Origin of the sequence: Mesorhizobium argentiipisi (SeqCode) (assembly GCF_037179585.1) — a bacterium.
In the GTDB taxonomy this organism is placed as follows: domain Bacteria; phylum Pseudomonadota; class Alphaproteobacteria; order Rhizobiales; family Rhizobiaceae; genus Mesorhizobium; species Mesorhizobium argentiipisi.
This window is the reverse complement of record NZ_JAPYKO010000049.1, coordinates 1-21,644: the sequence shown is the minus strand read 5'-3', so window position 1 is coordinate 21,644 and position 21,644 is coordinate 1. Positions and strand designations below refer to the sequence as shown.

At 63.2% G+C, this 21,644-nt stretch carries 25 protein-coding genes; 9 read left to right on the top strand and 16 right to left on the bottom strand.

From position 1 onward, the window contains the following. Positions 1-211 precede the first annotated feature (211 nt). The 4 genes from O7A05_RS32625 to O7A05_RS32610 all read right to left on the bottom strand — a co-directional run bounded on the left by O7A05_RS32625 (position 212) and on the right by O7A05_RS32610 (position 3,291). Positions 212-1,270 carry a dipeptidase gene (locus tag O7A05_RS32625; RefSeq protein WP_337097460.1) on the bottom strand — a complete coding sequence of 353 codons (1,059 nt, stop codon included), beginning with the start codon at positions 1,268-1,270 and terminating at the stop codon, positions 212-214. A 152-nt stretch (positions 1,271-1,422) separates the two neighbouring features. Beyond that, entirely contained in the window at positions 1,423-1,722 is a 300-nt protein-coding gene (locus tag O7A05_RS32620) for a GNAT family N-acetyltransferase (protein ID WP_337097458.1), read from the bottom strand. A gap of 2 nt (positions 1,723-1,724) precedes the next feature. Further along, a complete protein-coding gene (locus O7A05_RS32615) occupies positions 1,725-2,354 on the bottom strand; it encodes an alpha/beta hydrolase (protein ID WP_337097456.1) in 630 nt (209 codons plus the stop codon). Between the two features lie 4 nt (positions 2,355-2,358). Beyond that, positions 2,359-3,291 carry a VOC family protein gene (locus O7A05_RS32610; RefSeq protein ID WP_337097454.1) on the bottom strand — a complete coding sequence of 311 codons (933 nt, stop codon included), beginning with the start codon at positions 3,289-3,291 and terminating at the stop codon, positions 2,359-2,361. 213 nt (positions 3,292-3,504) lie between these two features. On the opposite strand from O7A05_RS32610, the gene O7A05_RS32605 reads away from it, so the two are divergent. Beyond that, positions 3,505-5,079 (top strand): alkaline phosphatase family protein, encoded by a 1,575-nt coding sequence (locus tag O7A05_RS32605; protein ID WP_337097451.1) that lies wholly within the window; start codon positions 3,505-3,507, stop codon positions 5,077-5,079. Positions 5,080-5,185: 106 nt separating this feature from the next. On the opposite strand, the gene O7A05_RS32600 is transcribed toward O7A05_RS32605, so the two are convergent. After that, positions 5,186-6,550, bottom strand: coding sequence for a PRC-barrel domain-containing protein (locus tag O7A05_RS32600; RefSeq protein WP_337097450.1), 1,365 nt, complete (start codon positions 6,548-6,550; stop codon positions 5,186-5,188). A 261-nt stretch (positions 6,551-6,811) separates the two neighbouring features. Between O7A05_RS32600 and O7A05_RS32595 the strand changes: the two genes are divergently transcribed. Continuing rightward, a complete protein-coding gene (locus tag O7A05_RS32595) occupies positions 6,812-7,732 on the top strand; it encodes a diacylglycerol/lipid kinase family protein (protein WP_337097449.1) in 921 nt (306 codons plus the stop codon). Positions 7,733-7,747: 15 nt separating this feature from the next. Here O7A05_RS32595 and O7A05_RS32590 read toward each other — a convergent pair whose 3' ends face one another. The 4 genes from O7A05_RS32590 to O7A05_RS32575 all read right to left on the bottom strand — a co-directional run bounded on the left by O7A05_RS32590 (position 7,748) and on the right by O7A05_RS32575 (position 9,773). Continuing rightward, the gene (locus O7A05_RS32590; protein ID WP_201412059.1) at positions 7,748-7,969 is read right to left on the bottom strand and encodes a hypothetical protein; all 222 of its coding nucleotides are present in this window, start codon (positions 7,967-7,969) and stop codon (positions 7,748-7,750) included. Between the two features lie 174 nt (positions 7,970-8,143). Further along, on the bottom strand, positions 8,144-8,602 hold the full coding sequence (locus O7A05_RS32585) for a phage holin family protein (protein ID WP_337097446.1): 459 nt from the start codon (positions 8,600-8,602) through the stop codon (positions 8,144-8,146). A gap of 6 nt (positions 8,603-8,608) precedes the next feature. Further along, on the bottom strand, positions 8,609-8,935 hold the full coding sequence (locus O7A05_RS32580) for an ElaB/YgaM/YqjD family protein (protein ID WP_337097444.1): 327 nt from the start codon (positions 8,933-8,935) through the stop codon (positions 8,609-8,611). 76 nt (positions 8,936-9,011) lie between these two features. After that, complete coding sequence (locus O7A05_RS32575) at positions 9,012-9,773, bottom strand: Crp/Fnr family transcriptional regulator (protein ID WP_337097442.1); 762 nt, start codon at positions 9,771-9,773, stop codon at positions 9,012-9,014. 154 nt (positions 9,774-9,927) lie between these two features. Between O7A05_RS32575 and O7A05_RS32570 the strand changes: the two genes are divergently transcribed. After that, entirely contained in the window at positions 9,928-10,308 is a 381-nt protein-coding gene (locus O7A05_RS32570) for a response regulator (RefSeq protein WP_337097467.1), read from the top strand. Positions 10,309-10,342: 34 nt separating this feature from the next. Here the strand turns inward: O7A05_RS32570 and O7A05_RS32565 are convergent, their stop codons facing one another. After that, on the bottom strand, positions 10,343-10,894 hold the full coding sequence (locus O7A05_RS32565; RefSeq protein WP_040985057.1) for an RNA polymerase sigma factor: 552 nt from the start codon (positions 10,892-10,894) through the stop codon (positions 10,343-10,345). A 3-nt stretch (positions 10,895-10,897) separates the two neighbouring features. Then, the gene (locus O7A05_RS32560) at positions 10,898-11,101 is read right to left on the bottom strand and encodes a NepR family anti-sigma factor (RefSeq protein ID WP_337097441.1); all 204 of its coding nucleotides are present in this window, start codon (positions 11,099-11,101) and stop codon (positions 10,898-10,900) included. 219 nt (positions 11,102-11,320) lie between these two features. On the opposite strand from O7A05_RS32560, the gene O7A05_RS32555 reads away from it, so the two are divergent. The 5 genes from O7A05_RS32555 (at position 11,321) to O7A05_RS32530 (ending at position 14,488) form a co-directional block, all read left to right on the top strand. Beyond that, the gene (locus O7A05_RS32555; protein ID WP_224589568.1) at positions 11,321-12,115 is read left to right on the top strand and encodes a response regulator; all 795 of its coding nucleotides are present in this window, start codon (positions 11,321-11,323) and stop codon (positions 12,113-12,115) included. Between the two features lie 168 nt (positions 12,116-12,283). Next, positions 12,284-12,448 carry a DUF1328 domain-containing protein gene (locus O7A05_RS32545; protein WP_108606680.1) on the top strand — a complete coding sequence of 55 codons (165 nt, stop codon included), beginning with the start codon at positions 12,284-12,286 and terminating at the stop codon, positions 12,446-12,448. A gap of 182 nt (positions 12,449-12,630) precedes the next feature. Continuing rightward, positions 12,631-13,659, top strand: a complete 1,029-nt coding sequence (locus O7A05_RS32540) for a sensor histidine kinase (RefSeq protein WP_337097464.1) — start codon at positions 12,631-12,633, stop codon at positions 13,657-13,659. A gap of 215 nt (positions 13,660-13,874) precedes the next feature. Continuing rightward, the gene (locus O7A05_RS32535) at positions 13,875-14,042 is read left to right on the top strand and encodes a hypothetical protein (protein ID WP_337097438.1); all 168 of its coding nucleotides are present in this window, start codon (positions 13,875-13,877) and stop codon (positions 14,040-14,042) included. Between the two features lie 200 nt (positions 14,043-14,242). Further along, complete coding sequence (locus O7A05_RS32530) at positions 14,243-14,488, top strand: YMGG-like glycine zipper-containing protein (RefSeq protein ID WP_337097436.1); 246 nt, start codon at positions 14,243-14,245, stop codon at positions 14,486-14,488. 99 nt (positions 14,489-14,587) lie between these two features. On the opposite strand, the gene O7A05_RS32525 is transcribed toward O7A05_RS32530, so the two are convergent. The 4 genes from O7A05_RS32525 to xylF form a co-directional block, all read right to left on the bottom strand. Beyond that, positions 14,588-16,210 carry a CHASE domain-containing protein gene (locus tag O7A05_RS32525; RefSeq protein ID WP_337097435.1) on the bottom strand — a complete coding sequence of 541 codons (1,623 nt, stop codon included), beginning with the start codon at positions 16,208-16,210 and terminating at the stop codon, positions 14,588-14,590. A gap of 133 nt (positions 16,211-16,343) precedes the next feature. Beyond that, positions 16,344-17,144: an ATP-binding cassette domain-containing protein gene (locus O7A05_RS32520; RefSeq protein WP_337097434.1), complete on the bottom strand. Its 801-nt coding sequence runs from the start codon at positions 17,142-17,144 to the stop codon at positions 16,344-16,346. A gap of 27 nt (positions 17,145-17,171) precedes the next feature. After that, positions 17,172-18,524, bottom strand: coding sequence for a sugar ABC transporter permease (locus O7A05_RS32515; protein ID WP_337097433.1), 1,353 nt, complete (start codon positions 18,522-18,524; stop codon positions 17,172-17,174). A 145-nt stretch (positions 18,525-18,669) separates the two neighbouring features. Continuing rightward, positions 18,670-19,710 carry a D-xylose ABC transporter substrate-binding protein gene (xylF, locus tag O7A05_RS32510; protein ID WP_337097432.1) on the bottom strand — a complete coding sequence of 347 codons (1,041 nt, stop codon included), beginning with the start codon at positions 19,708-19,710 and terminating at the stop codon, positions 18,670-18,672. Between the two features lie 267 nt (positions 19,711-19,977). Here xylF and O7A05_RS32505 point away from each other — a divergent pair, with 267 nt between their 5' ends. Next, positions 19,978-21,219, top strand: a complete 1,242-nt coding sequence (locus O7A05_RS32505; protein ID WP_337097462.1) for an ROK family protein — start codon at positions 19,978-19,980, stop codon at positions 21,217-21,219. A 208-nt stretch (positions 21,220-21,427) separates the two neighbouring features. Here O7A05_RS32505 and O7A05_RS32500 read toward each other — a convergent pair. Further along, positions 21,428-21,644: transposase (locus tag O7A05_RS32500; protein WP_337097430.1), on the bottom strand; the 217-nt coding region annotated here is incomplete at its 5' end.

The following is a 21,644-nucleotide window of genomic DNA, read 5'->3' as shown; positions in this document are numbered from 1 at the left end:
GGCCATGCCACGGCCTGTCCGAAAGGACGACCAGGATCCACTCGGCCTCCTTCCCACTTCAACCATACACCAGAACCAACACACAGGATCCTCGGGTCTGCGCGTCCGCTTCGCTCCCGCTCCGCCCGTGGATGACGAATTTCGGGGCGTCAGCCAATCCACACTGCAAGTTTACAACTCAGGCCGGCATCACCTGAATATCGACAGGGTCTCAGCCGATCGTTCGCTCAAGCACATTCAACCAATTCCGGTAAGCGATCTTCTCGATCAGCGCACGCCCGAAACCGCGAGCCGCCAGCGCATCGATGAGCTTGGGCAGGCCGGCAACGTCGCCGATAACAGCCGGGATCATGGCGCCGTCGAAATCCGAACCCAGCCCGACGCCGTCCTCACCCAGCGCCTGCAACAGCGAGTCGATGTGGCGCACCATGATGTCGAGGCTGGTATCGGCGTTCATGCGGCCGTCCTCGCGCAGGAAGCCGGTGGCGAAGTTGAGACCCACCATGCCGCCCGATTCGCGGATCGCGCCAAGCTGCCAGTCGGTCAGGTTGCGCGAATGGCCGCAGATCGCATGCACATTGGAATGGGTCGCGACCAGCGGCGCGTCACTCAGCGCCGCGACATCGCGAAAACCCTTCTCGTTGAGATGCGAGAGGTCGATCATGATGCGGAGCTTGTTGCAGGCCTGGACCAGCGCCTTGCCGGCATCGGTGAGGCCAGGCCCCGTGTCGGGCGAGGACGGAAAGCGGAACGGCACGCCATTGCCGAAGGCGTTGGGACGGCTCCAGACGATGCCCAGCGAACGCAGACCTGCAGCATGCAGCACGTCGAGCATGGCAAGCTCGGGATCGATCGCCTCGACGCCCTCGATGTGGAACACCGCCGCGATCGAGCCCTTGGCCATCGCGTCCCGCACATCGCCGGCGCTGCGGCAGACGGTCAGCGCGCCGGCGCGCTCCAGCCTAAACAGGATCGAAGCCATGCCGATGGTCGAGGTGATCGCATCGGCCTGCGGCAGTTCCGGCGGCAGCGGTTCATTGTCGCTCGGTGCCGGCGGGACGGCGCTGCGTTTCGACTTTTCGACCGGCGGGGGAAAGATCGCGAACATGCCGCCGGCAAAGCCGCCCTTCCTGGCGCGCGGCAGGTCGATATGCCCGCCCGGCGTCCCCTCGATGAACAGCTTTTCGACATCGGCTTCCTTCGACTGGTAGAGCCGAAGCAGCGTGTCGTTATGTCCGTCGAAAACGGGGATCAGGTCGGTATCGGTCATCAGGGAAGCCATTCAAATCGGGGACGGGCGGGACGACAGGTTTCGTCCGAGCGAACCGTCAACTTAGGCAAGATGACCGGACGGTGCAAATGCCGGCTGGCTCTTTCCCTTCTCCCCTTGTGGGCCCACAAAGGGGAGAACGGAAGACGGCACTACTGCTTCAGCACATCCGCCCATTCAGGGTGACGGCGGAACTGGGCGTTGGCGAAGGGGCAGAGCGGGATGATCTTCTTGCCGGCGGCGCGCGCATCCTCGACCGCGCGGGTGACGAGCCGAAGCCCGGCGCCCTGGCCGCGAAACACATCCGGCACCTCGGTGTGGTCGATGATCAGCTGGTGCTCGCCGATCTTGGTGAAGGTCATCTCGGCCTCGGCGCCGCCGGGGCCGCGCAGCACATAGCGCCCCTTGGAGCCGCGGTCTTCCAGGTCGATCTCGGGCAGTTGGTCAGCCATTTTTACTTGCCTCCTTCGGCAACCGGCGCCGGCGCGAAAAACCGCCGCGCCGCCTCGATTTCGTTCGGCCGAACCTCATGCCCGCCGTCGTGCCATTCCACTGTGACATCGGCGCCGTCGGCGCGCAAATAGGCCTCGAGCCGCGACGTCAAATTGGGCGGGCAGATCGGATCGCGCCTGCCGGCCGTGATCAGGATATGGCGGCCGGCAAGACTGCCCTGCACCTGCGGCTGGAACGGGATCAGCGGATGCATCAGCGCCGTGGCGTCGAACAGGCCGGGCTCGGCAAACACCACCGAAGCCAGGACGTTGGCGCCGTTGGAGTAGCCGAGGCCGAACACCGCCGAGGGTTTTGCCGCTTCGGCATGCGCCTTGACGAAGCCTGCCATCTTCGATGTCGCGCGCGCCAGATCGTCCATGTCGTACACGCCCTCGCCGGTACGGCGGAAGAAGCGCGCAGCACCGTGCTCCGATACATCGCCGCGCGGCGACACGATCGTCGCCGAAGGCAGAAGCTCGCGGCCGAAACCGAGAAGCTGGTTCTCGTCGGCGCCGGTGCCGTGCAGGACGAAGAGCAGCGGACTGCCCGACGAACCGGGCAGCACCTTGTGGATGTAAGCGTCCTTGCTCATGGCTTCAGTCTTCCAGCTTCGGCAGGTGTTCTTCGAGGTAAGGCCGCAAATGCTGATGCTGCGTCGGCAGCTTCAGCGCCTCGCCGAGATGCGCGGTGTCCTCGTCGCGGTCGAAGCCCGGTTCGTTGGTGGAGACCTCGAACAGCACGCCACCCGGCGTGCGGAAATAGATCGCCCAGAAATAATCGCGGTCGATGACCGGCGTCACCCCATAGCCCGTGTCGACCAGCGCCTTGCGTACTTCCAGCTGCTTGGCGCGATCCTCGACCGCGAAGGCGACGTGATGCACCGAGCCGGCGCCAAGATTGGCAAAGCCGGCACCCGGCAACGATTCGATGTCGACGATATCGGCGCCGTTGCCATTCTTGATCGACAGCCGGCGGATATTGCCGGACTTGTCGACCTCCTCATAGCCCATGAACTTCAGCAGCTCCTCGGTGGCGCCGCCATCCTTCAGCCGGAGCGAGACCGAGTGGAAGCCTCGGATCGCCTCGTCGCCGGGAACGCCGCCCTTGACCCAAGGCGCCCGCTTGTCGGTCTTGTCCTCGACGAGCGCGAAACTGTCGCCGTCCGGGCCGGTGAAGGTGAGCCGCTTTTCGCCGAAGCTTTCGGTGCGGGCAACATTGCCCACGCCCTCCTCGGCGAAGCGCTCTTCCCAATAGGCCAACGTGCCTTCCGGCACTGAGAACACCGTTGTCCCCACCTCGCCGACGCCGTGTCTACCCTTGGCGATATCGGGGAACGGGAAATAGGTCATCACCGAACCCGGCGTGCCGACCTCGTCGGCGTAATAGAGATGGTAGACGTCCGGCGCGTCGAAATTGACGGTCTTCTTCACCCGGCGCAGGCCGAGCTTTTTTGTAGAGAACTCATTGTTGCGGCGTGCATCGCTCGCCATCGAGGTGACGTGATGCAACCCCTGGATCTGATTGAGCATGATCGTGCTCCTTCCCTTGTCCTTATGCGGCCCTCGCCGCTGTCCATGCCAATATGAGGATAGGCGGGCTGGCGAAAAAGCGGGCAAACACAGAATGGACTGTGTCATAACAGTGAACAACCATTCGAAATATGTTCACCAATCTATCACCGGCATTGGCTTGCAACGCCGGTGATTCCCGGTCCATCTGAGCGCTTCCACAAGGAGACGATCTTGGACAATCAGCCGAGCCGCCCGAATGTTCTCCTCATCACCTGCGATCAGTGGCGTGGCGATTGCCTGTCGGCGGCCGGCCATCCGGTGGTGAAGACGCCGAATGTGGATGCGCTCGCCGCGGAGGGTGTGCTTTTCCGCCGCCACTATGGCGGGGCCGCGCCGTGTTCTCCTGCCCGCGCGTGCCTCTACACCGGGCTCTACCAGATGAACAACCGCGTCTGCCGCAATGGCACGCCGCTTGATGCGCGCCATGGCAACATCGCGCTTTCGGCGCGCGCGGCGGGCTATGATCCCACCCTGTTCGGCTACACCGATGTCTCGCTCGATCCGCGCCGGCTGGCGACCGGGGATCCTCGGCTGCGCAGCTATGAGGGCGTGCTGCCGGGCTTCACCGTACGCCAGGCCCTGCCTGAGCATCAGAAGCAATGGCTGTCGTGGCTGCGCGCGCAAGGCATCGACACCAGCGCGGGCAGCCCCGACATCCACCGTCCGGCCCGCGGTCAGGCGGAACGCGACGTGACCAACGCGCCGCCCGTCTATTCGAAAGACCAGACGCCGACCGCTTTCCTGGCCGGCGAGTTCATCCGCTGGCTTGGCGAGCAGGAGGAGCGCGCGCCGTGGTTCGCGCATATCTCCTTCATCAGCCCACACCCGCCCTTCATCGTGCCCGAACCCTACAACAGCATGTATGATCCGGCCGAAGGGCCCGCTTTCAAGCGCGCGGCAAACCCGCAAGCCGAAGCCGAGAGCCATCCCTATCTCGCCTACGATCTCGCCGGGCAGAAGCGAACAAAATTCGTTCCCGGCATCGAGGGCAAGGTGGCGGATTGGAGCGACGAGAACTTTCGCCGCATCCGCGCGATCTATTACGGCATGATCTCCGAGGTCGACGCGCAGCTCGGCCGCATCTGGCAAGCGATCAAATCAGCGGGCGCCTGGGACGACACCGTCATCGTGCTGACCTCCGACCATGCCGAGATGATGGGCGACCATTTCATGCTCGGCAAAGGCGGCTTCTTCGACGCCAGCTATCACATTCCGCTGATCGTCCGCGATCCGCGCCGGAGCGCCGCGGCGGGCACGGCCGTGGATCATTTCACCGAGGCCGTCGATATCTTTCCGACCGTGCTCGACCTAATCGGCGCCGCGCCGCAGCGCCACCTCGACGGCCTCTCGCTCGCGCCGTGGATACACGGCAAGGAGCCGCAGAGCTGGCGCGACGCCGCGCATTGGGAGTTTGATTTCCGCACGGTCGCCAAAGGCGAAGCCGAGTGCCATTTCGGTATCGGATCGCGCGCCTGCAACCTCGCCGTCATTCGCAGCATGGACTTCAAATATGCCCATTTCGGCGGCGGTCTGCCGCCGCTTCTGTTCGACCTGTCGAACGATCCGGGCGAGCTGAACAATTTGGCGAACGACCCTGCCTATCTGCCGGTGCGGCTGGAGTTCGCGGAAAAGATGCTCGCCTGGCGCGCCGCTCACCTCGACCAGTCGCTGGCCTTGGCGGAACTGACTGAGGATGGCGTGGCGGGGTATGTGAGTAGGCAGGAGGCAGTAGGCAGTAGGCAGTAGGCAGTAGGCAGTAGGCATTAGGCGATGGTCCGCGTTGGGTGGCCGAAGCCAACAGCCTCTTTCCCTATTTCCTACTGCCTAATTCCTACTTCCTACTGCCTGATCGTCACTTCAGCATCATCCGCTGCTGGTCGCGGTTGGCGGCATAACTGCTCTTGTCATAGGCCGTCTGCGCCTGCAGCTGCTCCTTGGTGAAGTTGGTATAGAGATATTTCTTGCCGTTCTTGTCGGTCATGAATTTGAGCTTGTCCATGCCGATCGCCACTTCCTTGGCGCCGATGCCGAGGAAGCCGCCGACATCGACGATGACCGCGTCCGGCTTGTTGTCGGGCGTCAGCACGACATCGCCGATCGAACCGATCTCTGCGTCGTTGGCGCCATAGACCGTCGTGCCCTTGAGGTCGTCGACGCGGATGTTGCCCATCGGCATTTCGCTCAGCGTCGATTTGTCGATGGATGCGGTCTTGGTCTGGTCGGTGGCAGCGCCGCTGTTATCGGCAGGCTTGTTCTCGGCCGTGCTCTGGGCCGGCGGCGTCGCAGGCTTGTTCTCGGCCGTCGACTTGGCGGGCTCTGCCGGCTTCGCTCCCTTGTCGGATGTCGTGCCCGAAGAGACCACCGCAGGCGTGGTCGTCGCCGGCGCATTGTTCGCGGCCGTCGTCGAGCCGGGCGCCGGATCATAAGGCTTGCGGTCGAACTCCGGCTGGGCCTGCAGCTGCTCCTTCGTCGTCTCGGCGACCAGCCAGCGGTCGCCGTTCTTCTCCGCCCATTTCGCCTTGTCGAAGTCGAAAGTGACGTTCTTCGTGCCGATGCCGAGGAAGCCGCCGACGCCGATCACCAGCGACTCGGCCTTCCCATCCTTGGCAAGCACGATGTCCTTCACGTCGCCGATCTTCTGGGCGTTGTCCCCAGTGCCGTTATAAACCGACTCGCCCATGATGTTGGTGGCGAGGTTGCCCTCCGCCTTCTTCACCGGCTCGGCCGGCGAGGCCGCGGGAGCCTGGGCTGTTGTCGTGTTGTTGGCGGGCTGCGTAGCGTCGGTAGACTGCGCCGGCGCCGGATCGTAAGGCTTGCGGTCAAACGCTGGCAGAGCGTTCAGCTCATCCTTGGTGGACTTGACAACCAGCCAGCGGTCGCCGTTCTTCTCGGCCCATTCCAGCTTGCCGTAGTCGAACGCGACGTCCTTCTTGCCGACTCCGAGAAATCCGCCGACGCCGATGATCGCGGATTTGGCTTTGCCGCCGGAATCGAAGACGACATCATCGACCTTGCCGATGTCCTGGGCGTCATCACCGGTGCCGTTGTAGACGGACTCGCCGACGATATTGGTCATCAGGGCGCCCTCGGCGCGGGGGACAGGAGCCGTGCTTTCGGCTGCTGGGGCCTGCGGAGCTGGGGCGGGCGTTGTCTGTGCAAAAGCGCCGCTCGCGAGCAGCGTCGCGATCGCGGTGGTCGCAAAAAGAGTGCGGATCATCATAATCTCTCCTCGTGCCTGATCTTTGTACATGACGCTGTCCCGCGCGGCCTATGAACGGCGTGGCGGGGCGACAGTATCGACACGATCACAACGTTGTGTCCTTGACCTTGTTCCAACTTGGCCTTGTTCCAAAAAGCCGCCGCCGCCCCATCGCGCCGATTCCTGGCTGATTCCTGACCGCGGGGAACCTTTGCGCGGGCACTTTCGTTTGAGCTGCGATTGAGGCTTCTGCCCAATCCAGAAAGATACGGAGCGGGAATGCGGTTTGCTGCGGTGCTGAACCAGGATGGCGGCACGCTCCGCACTATCGACATCCAGGCCTTCGCCGACCAGCTGCATCAGATCCTCGAAGCCGCCGGACATTCCGTTGAGAGCGAAATCGTTGCCGGTCGTGACATCGCTGCGGCATTGGAAAGAGCGATCGCCAAGCGGAGCGTCGACGTCGTTCTCGCCGGCGGCGGGGACGGTACGGTTTCCACGGCCGCTTCCCTTCTCATGAACAAGAAGAAGGCCTTGGCCATTCTCCCGGCCGGCACGATGAACCTCTTCGCTCGCGGCCTTGGCATTCCGCAGACATTGGAGGGTGCGTTGAAGTCCTTCGCCGACGGAGAGGTGATCGCCGTCGATATGGCCAGCGCCAACGGCCAGCCCTTCGTTCATCAGTTTTCCATCGGCATGCACGCAAAGATGGTCCAGCTGCGCGAAAAGATGGAATTCGGTTCGCGACTTGGAAAAATGCAGGCATCCGCGCGCGCGGCATGGGCGGCTATCAAGAACCCGCCCGCGCTAAAGGTGAGTCTGACCATCGGCAAGACCGAAATTGTAACCCGCACGACCGGCATCGGCATTTCCAACAACCTGTTCGGCGAAGGCCATCTGCCCTATGCCGACAATCCGGCCGGCGGCGTGCTCGGTATCTATGTCAGCGTCGCGCGCCGTCGCCATCATCTGGCAAAGCTTTTGCTGGACATGCTGCGCGGCAGGTGGCGCCAGAGCGCTCATGTCGAGGTGCATCAGGCAGACAGGGCGGTGCTGAAAATCCACTCGTCAGTCAAAAGGGTCAGAGCCGTCATGGACGGCGAGTTGATCCGGTTGGAGCGCGAGACGACGGTCGAAACCCGCCCCGGCGCGCTGAACGTGCTCGTTCCGGCGCGCGGCGTCAGCGCAAAGGCGGCTTGAACGGGAAGCGCTCCTTCAGGGCTGCGAGGTCGGTTGGGCGGGAGCGGGGCCTTGCTCGGTGCCGGGCGGCTGCGGCACATGCTGCGCGCCGGAATTGGGTGACTTTATCAATTCCCCGTAAATCTCCACCGCGCCCCACGCAATGAACGCCAGCAACAGGCCGGCGATGAGTATCCTCAGAGCATGCCAGCCCCAATGTCCCTGACGGGCTTTGTTTTCAGGAACGATCTTGGTCATGATTGGCCTCCATGTTGCGTGGCGGCGGGCTTTTCAGGCACAGCACGGTCGGGTAACGGGCCCTTTGCGTGAAGGTTCCCGACCAGGTGGCATCGCTTGCGCGACCATTGTACGAACAGATCAGGGCACAGGTTTGAGCTTGGTGCGAGCGACCAGCCTGAGAAAGGTCGAGCCCTAATGCGTGTCCTCCTGATCCGGCTTGCGCGGCTTGGGCTTGGCGTTCTCGCGATAGATGGCGTAGGCCAACACCGCCAGGGCGGGCGCGATGACGGCTCCGCCCTTGCTCTTGGCAAGGGCCGGAAGCAGTGCAAGTGCCGCGGTGACGCCCAGCGCGGTCATGTCGGCCTGCCGCCGTCTCGCGCGCCGCCTGCTTCGCATGCTCCTGGTCAGCTTGTGAATGACAAGGATGAGCCCGGCAAGCACCAGGAACCCTATGCCGAAGCCGAGACTGCTCGCCAGCGGTCCGTAGCGCGCCGCCAGCCAGATATAGGCGGCGCCGATGAGGAAGCCGACGCCGCACAGGACGAAAACGGCGGCGAATCCGTAGAGGATTGCCGTCGTTCGCGCCCGTTGCAAAGCGGCCATCGCCTCGCCCGAGGCAAGGGCGGAGACAAGCGAGACAAGCATCCCCATGTGAGGCTAGCGGCGGGAAAGCAGGGCGAAGAGGTAGCCGACGCCCGCCGCGATCGCCAGCGATGTCACGGGCTTCTCGCGCACCTTGGCTATCAGCTGCGCTTCGATGTCCTCGGCGCTGCCCCGCATGCTCTCGAAGGCTGCTTCGCCTTGCGCGCGCAATTGTTCGACGCCCTCCGCGGCAGCGTGACGCGCCGCGCCATAACCGTGTTGACCAGTCTTGGCGAGCTGCTCCGTGAGTTTCTGGATATCCGCTTTCAATTGCTCGATATCGGCTTCCAGGTCGGTGGTGGTCGCTTCATCTGTTGCGGATCTGCCTGCGGCGGTTGCCATCTCTAACTCCCTGCGTTTGCTTGGATTTCAACGTGCGTTCTATATCAAAGTTCCCGATTCGGCGGCTCCAACCGGCCTAGATCAGCGGCCGGCGTTCCTCGCCGAGCCCCTCCCAGCGGGCAAGCTTCTTCAGTCCGTCATAGTCGACCACTTCGCAGCCGCCGTCTCGCCATAGGATGAGCTTGCGGTCCATCAGCTTGCGGATCGTCTTGTTGGTATGGACCAGCGAAAGGCCGAGCGTGTCGGCAATGTGCTGTTGTGTGATCGGTATCCGCAGCGGCGTCTTGCCGTTTACTCCGGCGCTGCGCGCCCGGCTGGCGATGAAGGCGATGAGGTAGGCGGCTCGTTCGAGCGCGGTGCGGCGTCCGATGCTGAACAGGTTCTCGTCCAGCATCCGCTCCTCACGCGACGCAATCCAGGTGATATCGTAGGCAAGACCTGGATAGTTGCGATAAAGGTCCTGCAGCTGTTCGCGCTCGAAGACGCACAACAGCATCGTCGACAAGGCCTCGACGGAATGCTGCATCTCGCCCATCAGGCTTCCCTGCAGGCCGATCAGGTCGCCGGGCATGGAAAAATTGAGGATCTGCCGGCGCCCGTCGGGCAAGAGCTTGTAGCGGAACGCCCAGCCCGACAGCACGGTGTAGAGATGCGCGCTGTGGCTGCCTTCGACCAGGACTGTCGCCCCCTTGTCGACGGCGAGTTCGCCACGCTTGAAAGTGCTTACGAACGACAGCTCCTGCTTCTCGAACGCGCGAAAGGCGGGCAACGACCGCAACGGACACTCTTCGCAAGGATATTGACGACTCGCAGCCGGATGTGCGCTTTGGCTGGACATTTCGACCCCTCTTCGAAATCCCTGCCCTTGTGGGCACAGAGAAACGCTTGAGACCGGCAGGGGTTCCGCGAGACCGCGTCCCATGTCTTTTTTAAATGACATGGCGGCGAATTCCGCGCATCAGTGCGGCCCTGCCCCAGGAGAAAACCGAGAAGTGCCAGCATTGCTCGACGGACTGCGTATCCTCGTACTGGAAGATGAGTTCCTGATCGCACTTGATATCGAGCAGCTTTGCCGCGATCATGGCGCGGCGGAAGTGACAATCGCCCGAGAGATCGCCGAGATCAACGGAGAAGCTCTGTCTTCGCGCTTCGACGCGGCGGTGGTCGACCTGATGCTCGCGGGCGTTTCGACCCTGGATTTCGCCGCTCGGCTGCGCAGCGAGGGCCTGCCGTTCGTATTCGCCTCCGGCTATTCCGATTCGGACGAGATCAAGGACGCGTTCCCGGACATCCGCCTGGTCACCAAGCCCTTCTCGGGCGACGATCTTGTCGAAGCCGTGGCCCTGGCCTGCGGACGGGCCGCCCCGGCCTGAGGCCATCCTTGCAACCGCAATGGTAGAGATCGCCTCAAGCCGCGTTCGAACCTGTGACCTGCGCCGAGATCGCGTCGGGCCCGAACTCGTCTTCTCCGGAGATCTTGAGTATCTCCTGCAGCCTGGCGCGCGCCCGGCTGACGCGACTCTTGATCGTGCCGACCGCGCAGCCGCAGATCTCGGCGGCTTCTTCATAGGAGAAGCCTGAAGCGCCGATCAGGATGATGGCTTCGCGCTGGTCCTCGGGCAGTTGCTCGAGCGCGCCGCGGAAATCCTTGAGGTCGAGCTGGCCGTGCTGGGCCGGGTGCACGGCAAGCCTGGCCGTCATGATGCCGTCGCTGTCCTGCACTTCGCGGCCGCGCTTGCGCATCTGCGAATAGAATTCGTTGCGCAGGATGGTGAACAGCCATGCCTTCAAATTGGTGCCCGGCTGGAAACTCTCATGCTTGTCCCACGCCTTGACCAGCGTTTCCTGGACAAGGTCGTCGGCCCGGTCGGCGTTCTGCGTCAGTGACACGGCGAAAGCGCGCAGGCTCGGAATCGCACCGAGCAGCTCGGTCTTGAAGCTCTGGGATACCGCGGCCATGCCTCAGTCCTTTTTCTGGGCAGGTTCGGCCTGTTCCAGCTGGCTGAGCAACTGAGCGAAACGGTCCGGCACACGATCCGAGACCAGCTCGTCATAATACTGTTTGAGCTTGCGCGCGATTTCGGAGTTTGCCCCCAGCGGGTTGCCATCCCCATTCCGATGCCTGCTTAGGGCATCAGTCATTTGTTTTTTTGACATTTCTTTCATGGTAGCCCTAGTTTCCAGCACCCGAACCGCTCATCAGCTTCAAACCACAACGCAAGCGGATCCCTCGTCTGGTTGCCCATCCCGAAACCTCGAAACGCCCGCCTGCTAATTTAGTTCCCCAGCCGGCGGAACTTTTTCCGGAAGCCGGCGTTTGATTTTCCGGGGCGTGCAGCCGGTGTGGTCTTGAATACGCAACGTCATCTGAGGGAGACGTCAACAATGAGTTTGTCCGCAACCATCGCTCCGCATCTTCCGTTTCTGCGCCGCTTCTCGCGGGCGGTATCGGGATCGCAGGAAAGCGGTGACGCGCTGGTCGCCGCGATGTTGGAAGCTATCATCGCCGACACCAATATCTTCCCCGAAGCCTCGAGCGACCGCATCGCGCTCTACAAGGTTTTCGCCAGATTGTTCACCTCCGTCGCCATCCGCGTGCCGCAGGAACAGGCACAGACCGCCTGGGAACAGCGGGCCGCGGCCAATCTGAATGCGCTCGCGCCCCGTCCGCGGCAGGCTTTCCTTCTGGTTGCCGTCGAGGGCTTCAGCGAGGACGAGGCGGCGGAAATCCTCGACGTCGAGGAAGAAGAGTTCTCGGAGCTGCTGGCCCAGGCGAGCAACGAGATTTCCCGCCAGGTGGCGACCGACGTGCTGATCATCGAGGACGAGCCTCTGATCGCCATGGATATCGAGGAGATGGTCGAAAGTCTCGGTCACCGCGTGGTGGGCACGGCACGCACCCATGCCGAGGCGGTGGCCTTGTTCGGCAGGACGCGGCCGAAAATGGTTCTGGCCGACATCCAGCTCGCCGACGGCAGCTCGGGCATCGAAGCCGTCAACGAGATTTTGTCCTCGACGCCGGTGCCGGTCATCTTCATCACCGCCTTTCCGGAGCGCCTGCTGACCGGCGAGCGCCCGGAGCCGGCCTTCCTGGTCACAAAGCCCTTCAATCCCGACATGGTCAAGGCCCTGATCAGCCAGGCCCTGTTCTTCGACCGACAGGCCAAAGCCGCCGCCTGAGCCGTGCCCCGAAGCAGAAATCTTCCAGCGCCTGCGAGGCTTTTGCCGCGCGTGGCACGCGCCTGTTGCGACTTGAAAAGCCGTACAAGGGGATCGTCTTTTTAGGCAAATGGTGGAACAAACGACACCGAGCCACGTTCTTTTCCCGACAGAAGAAGGAGACGCATCATGCTGTATTGGGCGCTCGTATTTCTCGTAGTTGCGATCATCGCCGGCGCGCTTGGATTCGGCGGTATCGCCGGCACATCGGCGGGCATCGCGCAGATTTTGTTCTTCGTCTTCCTCGCCTTCCTGGTGATCTCGCTCATTGCTGGCCTCTTCAGGAGAGCCTGACCGCAACACTGGAAGCCGCACCCCTCAAACGGTTTCCAGCCACCGCCGGGCGGCGCCTCGAAAGAGCACCGTCCGGCGGACCGTTTTTGGAGAACGCTGCGATTTCGGGATTTCGGGAGGCCACTCGTGCGGAACCAGTTTGCGGATTGAGCCGTTCATGGACCGAGCGCGGAAAGTTTCCTATGCCTTCCGAGGGTTTTACGAAAGATAGCGGTAAGCAGAACGACGAAGTGATCGCGATGCATCCCTCGGAGAGCGGCATGCAACTGGGGCGAGCCTTGCTTCATGCTTTGCACAATGCCGGGATCTCGGTTCTCTACCAAGACCGACAGATGAAGACGGTCTGGGCGCGCAATATGAGCGCGCCTTGGGCGTCCGAAACGGCCGACGGCAAGGATTTGCTTTCGCCGGCGCAGGCCGAGCGCATACAAGCCGCCAAACTCGGAGTGATAGAATCCGGCAACGCGGATCAGCTCGAGCTCAGCATTTCCGGAAGCCAGGGCGTTCGCTGGTTCCAGCTTTGGATCGATGCCGACCGCGGGGAAGCCGGCGACGTCCTCGGCGTGGTTACGACGATGGTGGAGACGACGGAGCAGAAACGCCGCGAGCAGACGCTGAAGGCATTGCTGCGCGAAGTCAGCCATCGATCGAAAAATCTCCTGGCCATTATCCAGAGCATCGCCACGCAGACCGGGCGCTATACGGAGACGCTTGGCGACTTCCTGGCGCGGTTCCGCGGCCGGCTGCAATCGCTCGCTTCCTCGCAAGATCTGGTCACATCCTCCAACTGGCGAGGTGCCGCATTGCAGGAACTCGTATCCGGCCAAGTCGGCCGCTATAGCAGCGATCTGGCTAAAAGCCTGCAGTTTAAGGGGGAAAATCCTTATCTCAATCCCAATGCTGCCCTGCATATCGGCCTGGCCATGCATGAGCTGGCCGTGAATTCCGTAAGCTATGGCGCGTTGTCCCGACCGGAGGGCCATATCGAGGTGCGCGCCAGGCTCGATCCCGAAAACGGAAGCTCGCCTAATCTTTTGCTGACCTGGACCGAAGCGGTCGGCGACGCGCAACGCAACGAGAGGCGCTTCGGCAGCGTGGCGCTGGAACGCGTCGTGCCGATGTCGCTGAACGGTTCCGCGACGCTGGAAATCGGCAATGACCGCATCGAATACCGCCTCACCGTTCCGCAAGGCAATTTCGAGACGGATTGATCGTGCCGCGGATGGCGTGAGAGCTATTCCGGGAAAAGTGCGCAACGGCTAGTTCGGCGACTTCGCCATAGCCTTCGATCCGGAAGCGCCAAAAACGGAGCCTTGCCGGCAAAGGCCTTAACCAGCTGTTCACCATAAAGTCCGCTTCTGTGCTCCCGGCTAACGATGCGCCGGAGACCCATCCGGGCCACGGCGCGCGACCTGGGAGACTGACGATGGTTGCCGACATGAACAGGCTGGAGCAGGCCGCCCGCGTCTCGATGAGTGGCTTCCAGGAAGCCGAACCGCCACCGGCGCCGCGATCGTCGCATCTTTCGCCCCGCATGGGCGCATTTGCGTTTCTGGCCGCCATGGCTTTGATCGCGACCTGGCGATTGTTCTGACTTCGGGCAGGATCAAGACAGAACTTTGAAGCGCTGGGCGCCTCCCCTGGAGGTCTCCGGCATGCTTGTCGCGTCGGACGGTGAGCGCCTCGAAAAGACTGCGTTAGGCAACAGTAAAATCGCGCAGGCAAAGCATGTTTTTTCATGCTAGATGGCTGCTGGCACTGCCGAAAGTGAGGACAAAAGTGAGGAGCAATTCTATGCGGAAGATGATCATTGCCATGGTTGCGGTGGTCGCCGTCAGCGGCTGCACCACGACCGAGCAGGACGTCGTCGGCGGCGGCCTGATCGGCGCCGGTGTGGGCGGCCTGGTCGGCGGCGGCAAGGGTGCGCTGATCGGCGCGGCCGTCGGTGCCGGGTCGGGCCTTCTGGTTCGCAACCTGCGCAACGGCTACTGCATATATCGCCACCGTGACGGCACGAGGTACCGGGCCCGCTGCAACTAGTTCAGTACGGAAAGGATCGGAGGCCGGCTGCCGGCCTCCCGTTCTTTTTCAATTCGAAAAAGTCCAGCTACTGATTCGCCCGCTCCGGACTTTTGGCGCTCACACTGCCAGCGGGATCCTGATTTCCACCTTCAGTCCATCGTCACGGTAGTCGCGCGCGATCGTGCCGCGCAATTCGCGTGTGACATTGAGGTCGATCAGCTTGGTGCCGAAGCCGGTCTTGGCCGGCGCTTCCAGATCCTTCTGGCCCGTTTCGCGCCAATTCAATAGCAGCGTCCGCTCGCGACCGCGCCCTTCAATGCTCCAGTCGACCTTCAGGGCGCCCACCGAACTGCCGGCTTCGCCATACTTCAGCGCGTTGGTGGCGAGTTCGTGGAAGGTCAGCCCGAGCGCTTGCGTCGTCGTCTCGTCGAGCAGCACCTGCGGCCCCGACAACACCCCTTCGGGAAGATCCTTGCCGAACACCTGTCCAAGTTCGATGCGCAGCAGGTCACCAAGATCGGCCTTCTGCCAGCGCGAGCGCGTCAGCATATCCTGCGACGCAGCCATGGCCTGGAGGCGCGCCGAGAATGAAGCCGAAAACTCCTTGACGTCAGTGGCTTGCGAGGCCGTCTGCCGCGCGATCGCCAGCACGCGGGTGATCGAATTCTTGATGCGGTGCTTCATCTCCTGCAGGATCAGGTCTTTCTCCAGCAGGCTCTTTTCGGTCGCCTCGTGCAGCGCCGACTTCGCCTCATAGGCGCGCTCCTGATAGCGCGCCACCAGCGCGATGGCGCCTGCAAGCAAGAGGCCGAACAGCCCGAGCATCACCGGAATGGCGCGCGAGGACGGCGGTTCGAAGGCGCTTGTGGGCCTGAACAGCACGGTCCAGGGCCGGCCCGCGACAACGATATCGCGACGCGCCAGAAGCTTCGCCCCGATGCGTTCTGCCGGCGGCGCCTCCGAACGGAACAAAAGATTGCCGTCCTCTGGCTTGCCGTCATAGACCTCGACATTGACCGGCAGCAGCGGAGAATGGCTGAGCGCGACCTGGAACAGGTCCTGCGCGCGGAAGGCAGCGTAGAGAAAGCCGGCCGTGGAGGAGCGGCTTGCATTGATCACCTCGGGCGCGGTCTCGACGTTCAGGCGCACAAAAACCAGGAACCCGGTGAAGGTCTGCGTCACGCCGGCACCCTGGCCGAGCTGGACCATGCCGCTCGCATGCTGCCGGTCGTCGGCCATCGCTTTTTCGATCGCCGCGCGCCGTACCGGCTCGCTGAACATGTCGAAGCCGATAATCGACTGGTTGGACGTATCGAGCGGTTCGAACAGCACGATCGGCGCGCGCCATCGCTCGGTCGTCGCGGGGTAGATCGGGTGCGCCGACCCAAGGTCGTGCAGGATATCGCGTTCGACGGCCGCCTCATCGCCGGTCTTTGCCAGCTTCAGGAAGCCGATACCGCGAAGCCCCGCGAAATTGTCGTCTATGTCGAGCGCGGTGAAGAAGGCTTTGAATTCGCCGCGCGTGATGTCGCCATTGCGGGCATCGAACAGCGCCTGCGTCGAACGCAGCAGCGACAGATGCAGGTCGATGCGGCTTTCGATGCGGTTCAAAGCGTCATCGGCGGTGCCCTCGAACTTGATCCGAGCCGCCTCCTGCGTCGCAAAATAAGCGAACCCCGCCATCGTCAGGCTGATCAGCGCGACGGCGACAAAGGCAACGATCGGAAAGAGCTTCTTCAAATCAAAGATGCGGCCCGTGGACGGTCAACGATCTTTATGGGGCAAGTCTCCCCGCCAACACAATGGCGCGGCCAAATCATCACCGCGGTTGGCACATCACGCAATCGTTAATTAGCCGGCTATCTGCGAGTCTTTATGCCGCGATCCTCAGCGCGCCTGGCCCCGGAATGGCGCCTGGCGGGCATTTGCCCAAAATGATCATGCCGAGCACCTCGTCCTGGGTGACGTCGGTGGTGCGCGCGGTGCCGACCACCTGGCCGTTCTTCATCACGCAAACCCGGTCGGCGAGCTCGAAAACGTCGTGGATGTCGTGGCTGATCAGGAAGATGCCGATGCCTTCGGCCTTGAGTTGCTTGACCAGTTCGCCGACCTGGGCCGTCTCCTGTGGGCCGAGCGCCGCCGTCGGCTCGTCCATGATCAGGATGCGGGCGTCGAACAGGATCGCGCGTGCGATCGCCACCGACTGCCGCTGTCCGCCCGACAGCTTGATGACCGGCTCCTTGAAGCGCTGGAAACGCGGATTGAGCCGGCCCATCACCTTGCGCGCCTCGGCCTCCATGGCGACGTCGTCCAGCGTGCCCCAGCCCGTCATCAGCTCCCGGCCGAGGAAGAGATTGGCCGCGGCATCGACATTGTCGGCCAGCGCCAGCGTCTGGTAGATCGTCTCGACGCCGTATTTCTTTGCGTCGCGTGGGTTGGAGATCGAAGCCTCCGCGCCATTGACGAAGATCTGCCCGCTGTCTCGCTTGTAGGCGCCGGACAGGATCTTGATCAGCGTCGATTTGCCGGCGCCATTGTGGCCGAGCAGCGCCATCACTTCGCCGGGGAAGAGATCGACCGACGCATCGTCGACGGCGCGGATGCCGCCGAAGGCGATCGAGATGTTGCGCATGTCGACCAGCGGAACGCCGGCGGGAGCGGTCTTGTCAGCCATGATCCTTTTCCTCCCTATAGTCCTTGCTCAGACGCGCTTGCGATAGAGGGTGTCGAGCCAGACCGCCACGACCAGCACGGCACCCACGACGATGCTCTGCAGCGGCGAGTCGACGCCGAGCAGCACCATGCCGGACTGCAGCGATTGCATCAGAAGCGCGCCGAGCATGGCGCCGAGCACGGTGCCCGAACCGCCGGCAAGCGAAGTGCCGCCGATGACGGCCGCAGCAATGACCAAAAGTTCGTCCAGCGTTCCAAGCGCATTGGTGGACGAATTCTGCCTGGCGGATGAGATCGCCGCCGCAATCGTCGCCAGCACGCCCATGATCATGAACACCTTCATGGTGATCCAGCGGGTGTTGATGCCGGCGAGGTTGGCCGCTTCCGGATTGCCGCCGATGGCAAAGACATAGCGGCCGAAGCGCGTGCGCTTGGTGACGAAAGTCATGATCAGGCCGACGGCGACCGCCATCAGTACCGGAATGGCGATGCCATGCGCGATGAACAGCCCGCCCTCGGGGACGGTGATGTTGTTAGCGGCGGCGTAGCGGTTCACGATTCCGACGGGCCATGGATAGGAGTTGGCGAGCCACACCGCGCCTAGGATGACCGCGCAGGTGACCGTGGCAAGCAGCGTCTCGGCCCAGACCGGGCGCAGCGGGAAGCGGAAGCGCTTGCGCTGCACGCGGCCGTTGAAATGCATGAAAATGATCGCCAGGCAGGCGGCGATGCCGACGGCCCAGCTCCATTTGGCGCCGATCGAGCCTGCCGGGCCGCCGCCCATCAGCTGGAAGGTGGCGTCGAGCGGCGCAACGGTCTGGCCGCTGGTGACCCACCAGGCAGCGCCCCGCCATACCAGCAATCCGCCCAGCGTGACGATGAAGGCCGGTACTTCGAGATAGGCGATGACGAAGCCCTGGAAGGCGCCGATGATGAGGCCGAGCGCCAGGCCGATCAGCAATGCCAGGACCCAGATCCACGGGTTGCCGAGATCAAGCCCGACGAAGCGAACCAGGAAATGCACCTGGGCAAAGCCCATGACCATGCCGATCACCCCTTCGGCCGACCCGACCGACAGGTCGATGTTACGCATGACGATGACCAGCACCATGCCGGAGGCCATGATCGCCACCGCCGACGTCTGCACGGACAGGTTCCAGAGATTGCGCGGCGTCAGGAAGGTGCGGCTGTCGAAGTCGAGCGGATTGACGCCAAGCCGCAGGCTGGAGATCACATGCAGCCCGATCCAGATCAGGAGCAGCGCGCCGATCATGCCGAGCATGCGGGTGTCGAGCTCGGTCGCCTTCAGGAACCGGGCCACAGTGCCGAGTTCCGACGCGCGCGCGGTGTCCGCCGGTTGGGTAGACGTCGTGTCGGTCATGATTTCCTCCCGCCGGCTTGCCGTCTGGCGCGGATGCCGGAACTCAGCCTCGAAGCTAGCCGCCTGAGGCGGAACCGCAATCTTTTGAGAAAACGCCGCGGCTTTCAGGCCGCGGCGCAAGTCGTGAGATGAACGTCGGCAAGGCTTAGTTGCAGACCTTGACGCTGCCGGCAGGCACGCCCGCGCAGACTTCGTCCTTCTTGATCCAGCCGGCGTCGATGACGACGTCGAGATTGTCCTTGGTGATCGCGACCGGCGTCAGGAACAGCGACTTGACGGTGTTGCCGCCGGGCGTCGTGAAGTCCTTGGCGCCGGCGATGTCGCCCATCTTCTTGCCGTCGGCAAGCTGCGAGGCGATCTCGGCGGCGTTCTTGCCGAGCTCGCGCGCGTCTTTCCATACGGACACGGTCTGCGTGCCGAGCGCGATGCGGTTGAGCGCCGCGTGGTCGCCGTCCTGGCCGGAGACCGGAACGGTGCCGGCCAGCCCTTGCGCTGTCAACGCCGCCACGACGCCGCCGGCGGTGCCGTCATTGGCAGCCACGACTGCGTCGACCTTGTTGTCGTTGGCGGTCAGGAACTGCTCCATGTTCTTCTGCGCGTTGGCGGGCAGCCAGCCGTCCGTATAGGCCTCGCCGACATTCTTGATCTTGCCGCTGTCGATCGCGTCCTTCAGCACTTCCATGGAGCCCGCGAACAGGAAGTCGGCGTTCGGATCGGAGCCCGAGCCCTTGATGAAGACGTAGTTGCCTTCCGGCTTCACCTTGAACACCTCGCGGGCCTGCATGCGCCCGACTTCCTTGTTGTCGAAGGTCAGGTAGAACACGTCCTTGTTCTCGATCAGGCGGTCGTAGCCGACGACCGGGATGCCTTCGTCGAGCGCCTTCTGCACCGCCGGGCCGATCGCCGAGGCATCCTGCGCCAGGATGATCAGCGCGTTGGCGCCCTGCGAGATCAGGCTTTCGACGTCGGTCAGCTGCTTGCCCGGATTGGACTGCGCGTCGGCCGAAATATACTTGTCGCCGGCGGCCTCGATGGCGGCCTTCATCGCGGCTTCGTCGGTCTTCCAGCGCTCTTCCTGGAAATTCGACCATGACACGCCAATGACCTTGTCCTTCGCCTCGGCGACGGACGCCAGCGTCAGCGACATGGCAACGCCCGCCAGAATGGCGGCTGCGAATTTCTTCATGATATCCTCCCTGCGCCCGTGTGGCGCGACCCAGACTGGCCCGAAGGCCGGCACAGAGGCTTTTTTTCGAGCCTCAAAAAAATACTGGTCCAGCAAAACGACCCTGTCAACTGCGATCTTGATGGGTTTTGACGGGTCCAGGCATTTTTTTCGACGTCCGTAATAAATAATGACATGGAACTTGGCTTCTGCCACAATCCCTAGCGTGTCAGCGATAGGCCATGGCATCATCACAAGGCCGCGATGACCAGGGAGGACGTGCAGGACATGTCGGTCGGAATCCGTCACGACGATTTGCGCCGGCGCAACCGCGCCATGGTGATTTCGGCGGTGCGCCGCGCCGGCCATCCATCGCGGACGGAGATTGCCGCCACCACCGGGCTCAGCCACTCGACCATTTCGGCGATCTCCGCCGATCTGATCCAGGAGGGCATTCTCACCGAAAGCAAGGCCAGCGAACCGACGGCGTTGAAACGCGGCCGGCCGCAGATCGGCCTGGCGCTCAACCCCGAAGCCGCCGCGGTGCTGACCGTGGTGTTGTCGCTGAACTTCCTGTCGGTTGCCGTCATCGATTATGCCGGCCAGGTGGTTTCCGAGGAGCAGCAGCGCCTGGACACGCTCGTCATGCCCCGCGACGAGCTGATCGGCGAATGCATGGCAATTGTCCGGCGCCGGCTGAAGGATCCCGACCTCGACGTCGGCAGCGTCGCCCGCATCGCCATGGGCATTCAGGGCATCACCGATACCCATTCACGCGCCATGCTGTGGTCGCCGATCACGCCGCTGACCGACATCCCCTTTGCCGATCTCCTCGAGAAGGAATTCGGCATCCCGGCTACCACGGAGAACGACTGCAACATGATGGCGGTGGCTCTGCAGTGGCGCGATCCCGAGCGCTATCGCGACGACTTCATCGCCATCCTGCTCTCGCACGGCATCGGCATGGGCCTGGTGTTGAAGGGCACGCTGTTCACCGGCACGCATTCCTCGGGCGGCGAGTTCGGCCATATGATTCATCGTCCGGGCGGAGCGCTTTGCCGCTGCGGCCGCCGCGGCTGCGTCGAGGCCTATGCCGGCAATTATGCGATCTGGCGTAGCGCCATGGGCATAAGCGAGGATGCCACGCCGACCGATGTCGGCGACGCCGACATGCGCGCGCTTGCCGCAAAGGCCCGTCAGGAGGATGGCCCCGAGCGCGAGGCCTATCGCCGGGCCGGCGAGGCGCTCGGCTTCAGCCTCGGCAGTCTGTTCGCCTTGATCGACCCGGCGCCCGTCGCCATGGTCGGCGTCAGCGCGGCCGCCTTCGACCTGATCGAGCCGGCGCTGCGCGAGGCGATCGCCCAGACGGCCGGCGGCCAGCACTCGGAATCGATCTCCTTCGACACAGAGCCGAACGAACTGCCGCTGATCCGCGAAGGCTGCGCCATGCGCGCGCTGACCTTCGTCGACCAGGAGATTTTCGCGCCGGGAGGTCAGGCAAGAGCTGGATCAGGCAAGAGTGTTGCCTGATCAGCTTAGGGGTGACCGTTAGTTTCCGAATGTCCTCCAACAGCGGAGATTAGCGAAGGCCCCGCAGCTTCGTCATTCCAGGGCCGAGCAGGAGCGAAGCTCCGTCGCGCAGACCCTGGAATCCATGCCGTTACCTCACGCGTCGAGCGCAGCGGTGCAAGATTCTGGACCGCTGCAACGCGTCAAAGTGACGGAATGGCAACTGTGTTCATGCGAATGCGGTTTTGTCGCGAATGATGGCGTTGAGGACGACCAGGAGCTTCCTTGCGACGGCGATGATAGCGAGCTTCTTGGAGCGCGACCGGGCAGCAAGTGCGGTGTAGAAGGTCTTGAAGCGCTCACAGGTTCGAATGGCAGTGAGGGCTGCCATGTAGAGGGCGCGGCGCACGCGTGATCGCCCGCCCTGGATCTGGCTCCTGCGGTTG

Excerpts from the sequence above, each read along its gene's own strand:
- O7A05_RS32625 (WP_337097460.1), bottom strand. The coding sequence starts at position 1,270 with ATGACCGATACCGACCTGATCCCCGTTTTCGACGGACATAACGACACG.
- O7A05_RS32620 (WP_337097458.1), bottom strand. The coding sequence starts at position 1,722 with ATGGCTGACCAACTGCCCGAGATCGACCTGGAAGACCGCGGCTCCAAG.
- O7A05_RS32615 (WP_337097456.1), bottom strand. The coding sequence starts at position 2,354 with ATGAGCAAGGACGCTTACATCCACAAGGTGCTGCCCGGTTCGTCGGGC.
- O7A05_RS32610 (WP_337097454.1), bottom strand. The coding sequence starts at position 3,291 with ATGCTCAATCAGATCCAGGGGTTGCATCACGTCACCTCGATGGCGAGC.
- O7A05_RS32600 (WP_337097450.1), bottom strand. The coding sequence starts at position 6,550 with ATGATCCGCACTCTTTTTGCGACCACCGCGATCGCGACGCTGCTCGCG.
- O7A05_RS32595 (WP_337097449.1), top strand. The coding sequence starts at position 6,812 with ATGCGGTTTGCTGCGGTGCTGAACCAGGATGGCGGCACGCTCCGCACT.
- O7A05_RS32590 (WP_201412059.1), bottom strand. The coding sequence starts at position 7,969 with ATGACCAAGATCGTTCCTGAAAACAAAGCCCGTCAGGGACATTGGGGC.
- O7A05_RS32585 (WP_337097446.1), bottom strand. The coding sequence starts at position 8,602 with ATGGGGATGCTTGTCTCGCTTGTCTCCGCCCTTGCCTCGGGCGAGGCG.
- O7A05_RS32580 (WP_337097444.1), bottom strand. The coding sequence starts at position 8,935 with ATGGCAACCGCCGCAGGCAGATCCGCAACAGATGAAGCGACCACCACC.
- O7A05_RS32575 (WP_337097442.1), bottom strand. The coding sequence starts at position 9,773 with ATGTCCAGCCAAAGCGCACATCCGGCTGCGAGTCGTCAATATCCTTGC.
- O7A05_RS32565 (WP_040985057.1), bottom strand. The coding sequence starts at position 10,894 with ATGGCCGCGGTATCCCAGAGCTTCAAGACCGAGCTGCTCGGTGCGATT.
- O7A05_RS32560 (WP_337097441.1), bottom strand. The coding sequence starts at position 11,101 with ATGAAAGAAATGTCAAAAAAACAAATGACTGATGCCCTAAGCAGGCAT.
- O7A05_RS32555 (WP_224589568.1), top strand. The coding sequence starts at position 11,321 with ATGAGTTTGTCCGCAACCATCGCTCCGCATCTTCCGTTTCTGCGCCGC.
- O7A05_RS32545 (WP_108606680.1), top strand. The coding sequence starts at position 12,284 with ATGCTGTATTGGGCGCTCGTATTTCTCGTAGTTGCGATCATCGCCGGC.
- O7A05_RS32540 (WP_337097464.1), top strand. The coding sequence starts at position 12,631 with ATGCCTTCCGAGGGTTTTACGAAAGATAGCGGTAAGCAGAACGACGAA.
- O7A05_RS32535 (WP_337097438.1), top strand. The coding sequence starts at position 13,875 with ATGGTTGCCGACATGAACAGGCTGGAGCAGGCCGCCCGCGTCTCGATG.
- O7A05_RS32530 (WP_337097436.1), top strand. The coding sequence starts at position 14,243 with ATGCGGAAGATGATCATTGCCATGGTTGCGGTGGTCGCCGTCAGCGGC.
- O7A05_RS32520 (WP_337097434.1), bottom strand. The coding sequence starts at position 17,144 with ATGGCTGACAAGACCGCTCCCGCCGGCGTTCCGCTGGTCGACATGCGC.
- O7A05_RS32515 (WP_337097433.1), bottom strand. The coding sequence starts at position 18,524 with ATGACCGACACGACGTCTACCCAACCGGCGGACACCGCGCGCGCGTCG.
- xylF (WP_337097432.1), bottom strand. The coding sequence starts at position 19,710 with ATGAAGAAATTCGCAGCCGCCATTCTGGCGGGCGTTGCCATGTCGCTG.
- O7A05_RS32505 (WP_337097462.1), top strand. The coding sequence starts at position 19,978 with ATGTCGGTCGGAATCCGTCACGACGATTTGCGCCGGCGCAACCGCGCC.